Genomic DNA, 11,783 nt, shown 5'->3' on the forward strand with positions numbered 1-11,783 from the left:
TGCCAACCTGGCCGGACTGCACGCGATCAACGCAGAGCGCGAAACGCCCATCAAGTTCCGCCAGGCCAAGTACCTCAACAATATCGTCGAACAAGACCATCGGGCGATCAAACGCCGTACCCGACCCATGTTGGGATTCAAGGATTTTCGTTGTGCCCGCATCTTGTTGAGCGGCATTGAACTCATGCATATGATCGCCAAGGGGCAGATGAAAGACGCAGGCAAGCTCGAGCCATCGGCCGCTCGGCAATTCCACTCGCTGGCGATGTAAGCAATCCTCATCATCTCGCTGTCATTGGCCCAAATCGCCTTACCGCGACAAAACCGCTTTTTCCGCCTGGCCGCTGATGTCATCGGCACCGATCATCCCGTGCTGGCTGAAAAGTTGCGTCGCGCCAGCCCCCACTGGACGCGCCATACCCACGCCACCCACGCGCTCGCTCGCGGCGCGGAGCTGACGACCGTGCGAGACAACCTGCGCCACGCCTCTATCGCAACGACCTCGATCTACCTGCTAAGCGACGAGGCTAAACGCTCCCGGCAGATGGATGAGGCGTTCGCCGCGCCGTAGCCCACACCCTTTCCGACAGGGCGTCGCCAGCTAAACGTGCTTTATTTTCCGTTTTCTCAAGCGACCCCTATAATGAGAACGTTTCTCATTTCAAAAGTGTAAGCCACATGCGCTTGTCCGAACTCCCCAAAGGTGCCGCCGCGCTCGTCGAGAGCGTTCAGGACGTCCACGATGCCGATGCGATCGCACAGCGTCTACGCGATCTCGGTTTCGTGCCTGGCGAGCCGGTACGCGTCGTGGCCGCGGGTCCGTGGGGTGCGGACCCGATCCTGATTCAGATCGGCTCGACCCGCTTCGCCTTGCGTCGCGCTGAAGCTAATCGGGTCAATGTGCGCGAGGCAGACCGTTCATGAGTTCCAGCAATTTGCGCGTCGCTCTTGTCGGCAATCCAAACTGCGGCAAGACCGCGCTCTTCAACCAGTTGACCGGCGGTCGACAGAAAGTCGCCAACTACGCTGGCGTCACCGTCGAGCGTAAGGAGGGGCGCTTCACCGCGCCGTCGGGACGACACGTCCAGTTGCTCGATCTACCAGGTGCGTACAGTTTTGAATCGACGAGCCCTGATGAACGTGTCACCCGTGATGTGCTACTGGGCCAATATCCGGGCGAAGCGATTCCGGATCTGATTGTGTGCGTGGCAGACGCGACCAATCTGCGTTTGCATCTGCGCTTCGTGCTCGAGGTCAAACGGTTGGGACGTCCAGTCGTACTGGCACTGAACATGATGGACGCAGCGGCCCGGCGCGGTATAGAGATCGATGTTCCCGAACTCGAACGCCGGCTTGGTGTGCGGATCGTGCAGACAATTGCCATCCAGCGCGGCGGCGCACGGCCGTTGATCGACCTCATCGATGCGCAGACCTCGATGACGCGAGCCGCCGCGGCCGATATCCAACGGCATGATGGCGACTTGCACGCAGAGGTGCGCACCCTCCTCTCTGCCACGGTGACGATGCCGCGTGCAACCGATGCGCGCGACGACGCAATCGACCGCTGGGCATTGCATCCCGTCTTTGGTCTCGCCATCCTGGCGCTGGTCATGTTTCTCGTCTTTCAGGCGGTCTACTCGGTAGGCAAGCCGATGACCGATGCCATCGGCGACGGCTTCACGTGGCTTGGCACGATAGCTGGAGCGTGGTTACCCGACGGTCCGTTGCGCAGTCTTGTCACCGACGGTCTGCTTGGCGGTCTGGGCACCGTGCTCGGTTTTCTGCCGCAAATTCTCGTGCTGTTCCTGTTCATCCTGATTCTGGAAGAGTCGGGCTATCTGCCCCGCGCGGCGTTCCTGCTCGATCGCATGATGGTTTCAGTGGGACTCACCGGGCGCTCATTTATCCCGCTCCTGTCCAGCTTTGCCTGCGCGATTCCTGGCATCATGGGCACGCGCAGCATCAACGATCCGCGCGATCGTCTGGCGACCATACTCGTTGCCCCATTGATGACCTGTTCGGCCCGCCTGCCCGTTTACGCGCTTCTGATCGGTGCGTTCATTCCGACCCATCGTGTCCTCGGTGTTTTCAATCTGCAGGGGCTCGTGCTGTTCGCGCTGTACATCGCGGGCATTGTCGGCGCAATGGCGGTGGGCTGGGTGCTCAAGCGCCTGCGCCGCGATCACGGCGAGCATGCGCTGCTCATGGAACTGCCCTCCTACCGCCTGCCTAAAGCGCGAGATATCGGCATCGGGTTGTGGGAGCGTGGCAGCATCTTTCTGAAGCGGCTGACCGGCGTGATCCTGGCGCTGACCGTGCTGATGTGGTTTATTTCGACTTTTCCGTCACCACCTGCGGGTGCCACCGGTCCTGCGATCGACTACACATTCGCCGGCTATATCGGCCGCGGCCTGCAGTACATCTTCGCGCCGCTGGGATTCAACTGGCAGATCAGCCTGTCGTTGATCCCCGCCTTCGCCGCGCGCGAAACGGCGGTTGCCGCGCTCGCCACGGTTTACGCAGTCGGCGGAGATGCCGATACCGTTGGCCTGGGCCACGCACTCGCCGCCAACTTTTCTCTTGCCAGCGCGCTGTCGCTGCTCGTGTGGTTCGCGTTTGCACCACAGTGCATGTCGACGCTGGCGGTCATTCGTCGCGAAACGCGCTCATGGCGTAATGTGGCCATTTCATTTGGCTACATGTTCGTTGTCGCCTATGCTGCGTCGTTGCTCACCTACCAGATAGCGAGGTGGTTGACGTGAGCCTGAGTCTCGACGTTCAGTACACGGTCGTTGCAGTGTTGGTCGCGCTCAGTGCGCTCTACACTTTCCGCAAACTCGCTCCCCAGCTGACCACCCGGTGGCAGGCAGCGGTCGCAGCCACGCTGCTGCAATCCGGTGAAGGGCGACCGGTGCGCGCTCTCGGCCGCTGGCTGCGGCCGAGCCAGGCGACTGGGAACTGTGGCGATGGATGCGGTACGTGCGGTAGCTGCAGCACATCGCGGACGCCCCAAGGAGGCGCTGGAGAGCGCCCCCTGGAGTTTCGACCACGGCAGAATTCGAGCGACGCTGGCATGCGGCACTGATGCCGCGCGCACCATCGACCGGGCAGGCCGCCTGCCGCGCGCAGATTACCTCGATTTCACTGCAAAGAATTTGACGGCAGCCTTGATTTCCGCATCCGAGCAGCTCGAACAGGTGCCTCTCGGCGGCATCACCTTATAACCTTGCAGTGCATGCTGCAGAAGGACCGCATTGCCTTGCGCGATACGCGGTGCCCATTCAGCCCTATCGCCCAGTCTAGGCGCACCTGCGGCACCACTTCCGTGACACGCAATGCAGGTCGACGTGTAGATAGCCTCCCCCGAACGCGTCACCAAGGCACTCGCTGGTTCGACTTTCTCTGCTACACGCCTGATGACCGGCGCCTCAGCGCGCGTTGGCGCATCAGACCTCGCGCGCGCGATCGACTCGAGTGCCTGCGCTGCGGTTTGACCATTGTTCATCCGGGTTTGCAGAGTGTAGTAAGCCGCAATGTTGACGAATTCAGTGCCGGACATCCACCCGGACGATCTGCTCGGCGCACGACTCGCCGTGCATTCGGCCTGCGCGCCGATATCGTCGCGCTTCGCGATCGCCGGCATCTGAACAGCGCACCAACCGGGCGGCGCCTTTCCCGCCAGCCTCGACTCGCCGGGCCACGTCCTTGTCGTGCGCCCACAATGGCGCCGGAAATTCGCGTTCAAAGCGCAGCCGCAACAATCACGCGTCCGGCGGCGTTGAGCGTCGAGCCATTGGACTTCTGATACCCCGCTAACGCATACAGGTCCTTAAGCTTTGACAGGGCGTAGTCGTAACCGATATTGAACTGGTCATAGCTTGCAGAGGCAGCGCCGTCTGACTTCGTATAGTTGTAGCCGAACGCAGCGCGGGAGGCCGGTGTGAACTGGTACGCGGCCATTACCGCGCCGGAATTGAACTTTTCAGTCTCGCTGAACGTCGACAGAGTATCGCGCCCGTATTGCGTGTTGCTGTACGACAAACCGAGCGTCAGTGAGCCAAGCGTATAGCGTGCCCCAGCCCGCGCGATCTGGATGGGCCTAGCTGGGGCATAGCCCTGATTCACCACTGTGCTGAACAGTGAATCGGACGAACTGGTCCAGGTCCTCACGCCAGCTCATCCGCGAAAATAGCCGCTAAAGCTCGATGAGATTCAGGAACTGGCGCACCCGGGGACTACCCGTGCCGCCAAAGAACGCCTCAGGCGTCGTGTCCTCGACGACCACTCCGCCGTCCATGAATACGATACGGTCGGCGACGTCCTGCGCAAAGCGCACTTCATGGGTGACGACGAGCATCGTCATCCCTTCTCTCGCGAGCTCACGCATCACGACGAGTACGTCTTCGCGAAGTGCCGGATCGAGTGCGGAGGTCGGCTCATCGAACAGAATGACTTCGGGCTCCATCGCCAGTCCGCGCGCGATGGCAACGCGTTGTTTCTGTCCGCCGGACAGCCGCGCCGGATAGTCGTTAGCCTTGGCCGCGAGCCCGACGCGTTCGAGCAGTCGTATGCCACGCGCGACGGCCTCATTCTTCTTGATATGCTTGACGCTGATCAGCCCCTCGGTGACGTTTTCAAGCGCGGTCCGATGAGGGAACAGATTGAAGGACTGAAAAACCATCGCAGTGCGCTGGCGGATTGCCCTGATCTTCTTCTGATCCTTCCGCGACAGCTCCGGTGCGCCTTCACGCACGACTTGCGTGCCGCACACCGTGATAGCACCGGCGTCCGGTAGTTCGAGGAAATTCAGCGAACGTAGCAACGTCGTTTTGCCTGAACCTGACGGTCCCATGATGACGACGACTTCCCCCTGCCTGACGCTGAAGTCCACGCCTTGCAACACCTTGTTCGCGCCGAATGATTTGACGAGTCCGCGTACGGTAATCGTGTTGACGTGTTGATTCACTGGAAGCGCCTCGACATACGGTTCTCAAGGATCGTCTGCACGATCGTCAGGATCTGGTTGATGGCCCAATAGATGAAGCCGACCATCAGGAACATCTCCATATAACGGAAGGTGGACGCGCCAACCTGATCGGCCACCCGCGTCAACTCAACCACCGTGATTGTCGAGGCCAGTGAAGTATCCTTGATCAGCGCGATCATCCGGCTGCCGACAGGCGGAACGGAAATGCGCAGTCCCTGGGGCAGAATGACCCGGGACATCGCTTTCCAGTAACCCATACCAAGCGACATTGCCGCTTCCCATTGACCCCGATCCACGGCGTTAATGCCCGAGCGGAAGTTCTCGCTCAGATACGCGGCGGAGAACAACGTCAACGCGAGAAGCGCGGCGGGAACGGGATCGAGGACAATGCCGTAGCGTGGCAGGCCGAAGTACAGCAAAAGGATCTGCACGAGCAACGGCGTACCCCGAAACACGGAAACATAGGCGAATGCCAGCGTGCGCAACATCGCAAACCGGGAAATGCGCGCCAGCGCCACCAGCAACCCAAGCGTAGACCCGAGGACAAAGGAAGTCAGCCCCAGAAAAACGGTCATCAACACAGCGCTCCTGAGCAAAGGCAGCGAGCGCATGAACAGTTCCAGCATTGCTTACTCCTTCTGCTCTTTCGCTTTCGCGATCGTGCCGACCATGTCGTAGTTCGGCCCCACCCATTTCTTCGCGAGGCGATCGATGGTGCCGTCAGCCATCATCTCGTCGATAGCCTTGTTCACTGCTGCGAGAAGCGCCGGTTGGTTCTTCGCGAGTGCCGGTGCGGAAAGCTGATAAATCAATGGATCGCCGACCTCCTTCACCGGCAGATGATTCACGTTCGCGTACTTCATGCCCCCAAAGTGCGAGATGATGACTGCATCGATCCGACCAGTTCCGAGGTCGCTAAACACCAGACCACCATTGTCGTAGGTTCGGATATCCGAGTCCTTAAGATGGGCGCGTGCCCATGACTCGTTGCTGGAACCGGTGGTGACGCCGACACGCTTGCCTTTCAGATCGGGTTGGCCCTTGATGTTGGCGTTGTCCGCCCGTACAAAAATGCGGAAATCTTCCACGCCGTAGGGAACGCCGAAGTCGACCTGCTTGCCGCGTTCGGGCGTGGGTGTCAGGTCGTTCATCACAAGATCGTACTTGCCCGACTTCAGTCCCTCGACGAAGTTCTTGAACGAGTCGGCTACAAAGACGACCTCCGCCACGCCGATCCGCTTCGCAACCTCTCTCGCCATCTCCACGTCGTAGCCAGCAGGCTGGTTGCTGTTGTCGAGCAGGCTCCACGGCGGACTGCTCTGCGTGTTCGCCACGCGAAGCACTCCGGCAGATTTCGCGCTCGCAAGCAGATCAGACGCATGCGCCTGCGCAGTCGTCCCAGCCAGCACACCGAAGACGAGCCAACCTGCGAATCGGGCTCGACGAGCCCCGTTTGCGAATCTGTTCATCATGCTCCCCTCGAATTGGTGGTTTGAATGTTCGATGTTCACGCGTCCGACCCGTTTGCCACATTCGCGAAGGCGCTAAGCGCAGCCTGTAAATCCTGCAGCAGCACCCCGGGGGCTTCGAGTCCGATCGACAACCGGATGATGGGTTGATCCGTCAGCGGGAATAACCGGTCGGCCTGCAACGGCGCGGGGTAGTAAGCCGCCAGGCTGTGCACCCCGCCCCAGCTCGCGCCGATGGCAAAGTGCTGCAAGGCGTCGAAAAAGGCGGTGAACGCAGACTCTGGTGCAGGCCTCAGAATCAACGAAAAGAGGCATCCGTTTCCGGTGAAGTCCCGCTTCCACAAGCCGTGTCCCATATCCGACGGGAGTGCCGGAAAGAGGACTTTTTCGACCAGCGGCTGCTGTTCGAGCACCTGCGCAATCTCAAGCGCTGTTCGGCTTTGCGCAGCAAACCGAACCCGCAAAGTTTCCAGTCCGCGTAGCACGAGGAAGCAGTCGTCGGGACTCGTTTGCTGGCCCAGAATACTTTGTGTTTCCCGCAGTGTGGCGTAATAGCCCGCATCGTTCATGCTGATCGACCCCAGCAGCAGATCGGAGTGACCGCCAAACAATTTCGTAGCGGCCTCGACACTGAAGTCGACACCGTGATTGAGCGGCCGGAAAGCGAGCGGGCTCGCCCAGGTGTTGTCCATCATCGTCAGGACGCCGTGGCGCTTTGCTACTGCGGCAATGGCGGGAATGTCAGGCATTTCCATCGTCACCGTGCCGGGCGACTCCATGCAGATCATCTTCGTATTCGGCTTGAGATACCTTTCGATATCCGCACCGATCGCCGGCGGATAAACTTCCACATCAACGTTGAAGCGCGCCAGCCAGTTCTGTGCGAACGTTCTCAGCGCCCCATAGCATGCTGCCGACACCAGCAGGTGATCCCCACCACGAACGAAACCCATCACGGTCGTCATCAACGCCGACTGACCCGACGGCGTGACCACGCAGTGGGCCCCTTCTTCCAGTTCGGCGATCCGCCGTTCCAGTTCCCGAGCGGTCGGCGTGCCGGTGATGCCATAGCTGAAACCATCTGGCTGACGTTCCTTGCGGCGCGCAAAGTCGGCAAGGGAGTCGAACACCACGGTCGAAGCGCGCATTACAGCGGGCGAGAGGCTGCGAAACGGCTGATCAGCGGCAAAATCCTGATTGATGTTTTTCATAGCACTGTCTTGAAGAGCCTTGAGAGGCGAAGTTGTTGAAATGAAGTTTACTTCGACACAGCGTTGCCTCAACATCAGAAATAATTAGGTCAATAAGCAGGTGTTATATGGGAATACGCGATATCGAGGTCTTTCGCGCCGTTATGACGGCCGGCAGCACCAGCAAGGCAGCGGGCCTGCTTGAGATTTCGCAGCCGGCAGTCAGTCAGGCCATCCGGCGTCTGGAAACGATGGCAGGCTTCAAACTGTTCGAGCGCGTGCGCAGCCGGCTCGTGCCGACACAGGAAGCTATCGCATTGATGCGCGATGTCGACCGGTACTTTCTTGGATTTGAGGTGATCGAACACCGCATTCGCAGTCTTCGCTCGTATGGGCTGGGGCGACTTGCGATCGCGTCACTGCCGGCGCTAGGCACAGGCTTTCTGCCGCGTGTCATTGCCGCGTTTGACGCAGCCGCGCGCGAGGTGCAGATTTCTCTACAGGTAATGAGCTCCCGGGAGGTTCATGAGAAAGTGTCCGCGGGGCAGGTGGATTTCGGCCTCATGTCCGATGAGATGTCAATGGCTGGTCTGGAGCATTCAGCGTTTGTCAGAATGCCTGGTGTCGCGGTAATGAGTGCGCGACACCCGTTCGCGGCGAGGCCCTCCATCAAGGCGACCGAGTTGGTTGACACGCCGTTTATCGCGCTCAATCCGGAAGACAGCACGCGCTTGCGGCTTGAGACGCAGCTAACGGCTCTGGGAATCACGTTGAAACCGCTGATCGAGACACCCTACTCTCATACGGTCTGTGAGCTCGCTCTGGCAGGGGTAGGAATCGGGATCGCGCATCCGATAGTTGCGCTGGATTTCGTCGAACGCGGCCTGGTCGTCAAGCCGATCGATATTGAAGCAGTGTTCACGGGCGTTCTCGTCTTCAGGCCCGGCACGCCACTCGCTGAAAACGCCAGACAGTTTCTGCGTCAAATGCGCATGCAACTCGGGCTTGACCAGAAGGCGCTGGATAAGGCGCTAACCGCTTCCACGACAGCGGAGCAGGATGTATCGGTTGTTACCAGGCCGCATCGCAAAGCAGCTCCGCGCAGTAACGCTGCCAGCAAACAGGGTTAAATGAAAATCCGTCTTGCAGCCAGTTGGGGACGGATCTTATGGCTTCTGCAAATATCAAACGAGCGGGCGCCGCTCACTCGCAAGTTGAAAGATGCAGTCGCCTTGCTCAACGAGCGCTAACGCGCCGGCGTCCAAGGCGTACACATAGTGTCTCGCTTTATCGATCGTCATCAGACGCACCTGTGCAGGCGGCTGATCGGGCACGAGCGAACCCGTGAATGTCCGATGAAATCGAGTAGGGGTCGCTTGAGAAAACAGAAAATAAAGCACGCTCCGCGCGTCCGCTTGATGCGCTCGACCTGCGCCCGAGCTTGACGGTCGCCATGGCGTCAACCGGGGCCAACGGTCGCAATGTTTGCGAAAACCACGCCGCGAAACGCAGCTATTGAGATAAGTTTTCTTATCTTAAGGCAGCTGTTCGTGCGCTAAACTTTGTATGCGGTTATTCAACCTTGAACGCTCCCGCCGCAGACTGGCGTGTCCTACACTTGTTGGACGTGAGCATCTGCTGCGCGTGCACCATCTGCGATGCAACTGCGTCATGGACGCGCGCTGTTCCATAACGGTTGCCTTCATCAAATCTGCGACTAAGAACCTTTAACAAAATGAACGAAGGGGCTGTTAACCCTCGATGAATGCTGTTAACCTTTTCATTGTTTCGACGACGAAAAGGACATAGCCAAGCCGATACTCGACGACGAACTGTGGGCACTCATCGAACCGTTGTTGCCCCCTCCCAAGCTACGGCGAACCCGTTATCCAGGACGCAAGCCGCTCGACAATCGCGCGGTGCTCACGGGCATTCTCTTCGTCTTACAGACGGGCCTGCGTTGGGACCTACTGCCTCGCGAGATGGGCTGCGGCAGCGGCATGAGTTGCTGGCGTCGTTTGCGTGACTGGCAGGCCGCCGGCGTGTGGGAGCAGTTGCACCAGGTGCTGCTTGCGCGATTGCGCGCAGCGGACCAAATCGACTGGTCTCGCGTCATCGTCGATTCCTCTTCAATCCGCGCTGTGGGCTCAGGTCACAAACAGGACCGAATCCCACAGACCGCGCGCGACCGGGTTCGAAGCACCACCTCATCACCGAAGCGCAGGGCATCCCGCTCGCGGTGATACTGACCGGCGCCAACCGAAACGACGTCACTCAACTTCAAGCGCTGGTCGAGGCTATTCCGCCTATCGGCGGCAAGCGTGGCAGACCACTATCGAAGCCTCGGGTCGTTCAGGGCGACAGGGGCTATGACCACGACAAATATCGACGTCCACTGCATGCCGCCGGCATTGCAACCGAAATCGCTCGGCGCGGTCAGCCTCATGGTAGCGGTCTAGGCAAAACACGTTGGGTCGTAGAGCGGACCATTTCGTGGCTTCACAACTTTCGCCGACTGCGCATTCGATTCGAGCGCCTCGCTTTCATTCACGAGGCTTTCCTCAAAATCGCCTGCTGCGTCATATGCTGGCGACACCTGCAAAAGTCATTCTGTTAACGCCTCTAACATATAAACCACCGTATCGAGAGAAACGTCAGACTTCGAAAGTGCGTTGATGGGAGGGTCCTCTCGTGACAGATCGCAGAAAGCGTGGCCATGGAGGCGCAGCGAGGTATCAACCAAAGCCCGTGCGAATGGGAAAACGCGCTAGCGAAACTCTAGGGGACTCTTCTGGTGCCAAGAAAGATTCCGTTGGATTTCTAACGATGGCGGAGAGTTACGCCAAAGCTACGGCGTTCGTTACCGGCACACTTTTGTCGGTTTCCGTCTTCTACGATTATAACTTTCTCCGCGCCCTAAGTTTATCCTTTGGCGACGTTCCGACGACCATTTCCGATCACGTTCGTACAGCAATTCTATGGTTACCGCCCGCCAAGCTCGCTGGTTTTTTTATGGGTATCGTTTCGTTGACTTTAAGGGTCTATTTTGGCGAGTGGTTTATACCTGGGCTTGGGCAACTTACGCAAGAGCAGCTTGCTGTATTGACTGATCACAAAGGCACCACTCCCGCATCTGGATTGCCAGCTCGACGCATGTCTAACAAGCTACCGTTCCTGACGGCACTCTTAATGCCGATACTGTTTAGCCTAATTCCCATTCTCGCAGATATTATCGGGTGGGGACGTCTATACCTCAACTTTATGGTGCTATGGTTCCTTTGTTCTTATAAGAAATCTACCTCACAATCTTCGTCATTACCGGCTCAATCAGCTTGGCTTAGCGACCTTTGTCATTGTTCCAATCATGTTTGCATATGTTGGAAAGACCGGGTATGAAGACGGGCTCAGCATGAAAGACGGTCACTGGGGGTCGGGGCGCTATATATCCATGAAATATGCTAACGGCGACATAGAGTCCTGTGAAGCGCTGGGCCTTCGACGTTTTAGCACGACCGCGATCGTGGTCGGTAAAGATCAACGAGTTGCGATCCTGTCGGCGGACAGCATTCTCGAAGTGCGTGTCGATTATCGTGCAACGAAGGATGCTAAGTCGTCGTGTCCCTCTGTGAATTGTGACTCTACTGGCTGCAGCCGCTAAGCGTGCGGCGAAATTGCTTAAGAGCTCAAGTGGGCGCGACACAACTCTGCCCTGCAAGCGTTCGCTGTCGCGAGCGATGCACTATATGGCCGGACTCGGTGATGCAGCGGCCCTTCGAACGTCCTTGCGAATACGTTAGGGAACGACCGAAAGTGGCCGGTAGTACTCGTTCGCAATAACGCCGGAATTCTGCCATTGAGACCTCCAACGTCGTCACGGCGCCACGCTCCTCGGACTGGCGCTATCGGCCATGAGCATAGGTAATTGGGCGGTCAAGAAGGTGGTCGGACGCTCCTAAAATCGCAGAACCAACTGTGCGAAGGAGGCTGTGATGACTTACTACACTGGGCTGGATGTGTCGCTGCGTTCCGTCTCGATTTGTATCGTTGATGGCCAGGGCCAGGTAGTGTATGAAATGAAGGTCCCGGCAGAGGTGAGCGCGATTGCAAAGGCGCTTCGTTCGTTCAGCTCCGACGTTT

At 58.7% G+C, this 11,783-nt stretch carries 12 protein-coding genes and 2 pseudogenes; 8 read left to right on the forward strand and 6 right to left on the reverse strand.

All coding sequences use genetic code 11. The annotated features are described in order from the left end of the window. The 6 genes and pseudogenes from F759_RS0134100 to F759_RS43540 form a co-directional block, all read left to right on the forward strand. A partial coding sequence (locus tag F759_RS0134100; RefSeq protein ID WP_036026005.1) for a DDE-type integrase/transposase/recombinase occupies positions 1-271 on the forward strand: 271 nt, incomplete at its 5' end. 54 nt (positions 272-325) lie between these two features. Beyond that, positions 326-571: pseudogene (locus tag F759_RS0134105) on the forward strand (tyrosine-type recombinase/integrase); the annotation flags it as partial. A gap of 107 nt (positions 572-678) precedes the next feature. After that, positions 679-924: a FeoA family protein gene (locus tag F759_RS0134110; RefSeq protein ID WP_027803744.1), complete on the forward strand. Its 246-nt coding sequence runs from the start codon at positions 679-681 to the stop codon at positions 922-924. Then, positions 921-2,762 (forward strand): ferrous iron transporter B, encoded by a 1,842-nt coding sequence (gene feoB / locus F759_RS0134115; RefSeq protein ID WP_027803745.1) that lies wholly within the window; start codon positions 921-923, stop codon positions 2,760-2,762. Before F759_RS0134110 ends, feoB begins: the two co-directional genes overlap by 4 nt. Before the next feature lie 35 nt (positions 2,763-2,797). Further along, complete coding sequence (locus tag F759_RS45090) at positions 2,798-3,085, forward strand: DUF6587 family protein (RefSeq protein ID WP_322787130.1); 288 nt, start codon at positions 2,798-2,800, stop codon at positions 3,083-3,085. Beyond that, positions 2,967-3,224, forward strand: a complete 258-nt coding sequence (locus F759_RS43540) for a hypothetical protein (protein WP_167334055.1) — start codon at positions 2,967-2,969, stop codon at positions 3,222-3,224. The genes F759_RS45090 and F759_RS43540 overlap by 119 nt, the downstream gene beginning before the upstream one ends. On the opposite strand, the gene F759_RS39535 is transcribed toward F759_RS43540, so the two are convergent. The 6 genes and pseudogenes from F759_RS39535 to metC all read right to left on the reverse strand — a co-directional run bounded on the left by F759_RS39535 (position 3,131) and on the right by metC (position 7,667). Next, positions 3,131-3,559, reverse strand: a complete 429-nt coding sequence (locus tag F759_RS39535) for a c-type cytochrome (RefSeq protein ID WP_322787129.1) — start codon at positions 3,557-3,559, stop codon at positions 3,131-3,133. The two genes, F759_RS43540 and F759_RS39535, sit on opposite strands and share 94 nt — an antisense overlap. Before the next feature lie 188 nt (positions 3,560-3,747). Beyond that, positions 3,748-4,173 (reverse strand): annotated as a pseudogene (locus F759_RS39540) (porin); the annotation flags it as partial. A gap of 22 nt (positions 4,174-4,195) precedes the next feature. Then, positions 4,196-4,966, reverse strand: a complete 771-nt coding sequence (locus tag F759_RS0134130; protein WP_027803747.1) for an amino acid ABC transporter ATP-binding protein — start codon at positions 4,964-4,966, stop codon at positions 4,196-4,198. After that, the gene (locus F759_RS0134135) at positions 4,963-5,613 is read right to left on the reverse strand and encodes an amino acid ABC transporter permease (RefSeq protein WP_027803748.1); all 651 of its coding nucleotides are present in this window, start codon (positions 5,611-5,613) and stop codon (positions 4,963-4,965) included. Before F759_RS0134135 ends, F759_RS0134130 begins: the two co-directional genes overlap by 4 nt. A 3-nt stretch (positions 5,614-5,616) precedes the next feature. After that, positions 5,617-6,459, reverse strand: a complete 843-nt coding sequence (locus tag F759_RS39545; protein WP_244438989.1) for an ABC transporter substrate-binding protein — start codon at positions 6,457-6,459, stop codon at positions 5,617-5,619. Between the two features lie 35 nt (positions 6,460-6,494). Next, complete coding sequence (metC, locus tag F759_RS0134145; protein WP_027803749.1) at positions 6,495-7,667, reverse strand: cystathionine beta-lyase; 1,173 nt, start codon at positions 7,665-7,667, stop codon at positions 6,495-6,497. Between the two features lie 107 nt (positions 7,668-7,774). On the opposite strand from metC, the gene F759_RS39550 reads away from it, so the two are divergent. Together F759_RS39550 and F759_RS41760 are read left to right on the forward strand one after the other, a co-directional pair. Further along, complete coding sequence (locus F759_RS39550) at positions 7,775-8,776, forward strand: LysR substrate-binding domain-containing protein (RefSeq protein WP_084534441.1); 1,002 nt, start codon at positions 7,775-7,777, stop codon at positions 8,774-8,776. A 675-nt stretch (positions 8,777-9,451) separates the two neighbouring features. After that, positions 9,452-10,263, forward strand: a protein-coding gene (locus F759_RS41760; protein WP_152530783.1) for an IS5 family transposase whose coding sequence is annotated in 2 segments (ribosomal slippage) — positions 9,452-9,800 and positions 9,800-10,263 — 813 coding nt in all. Because the reading frame shifts where the segments join, the coding sequence is not laid out codon by codon here. Positions 10,264-11,783 lie beyond the last annotated feature (1,520 nt).

Source organism: Paraburkholderia dilworthii, from assembly GCF_000472525.1.
GTDB lineage: Bacteria > Pseudomonadota > Gammaproteobacteria > Burkholderiales > Burkholderiaceae > Paraburkholderia > Paraburkholderia dilworthii.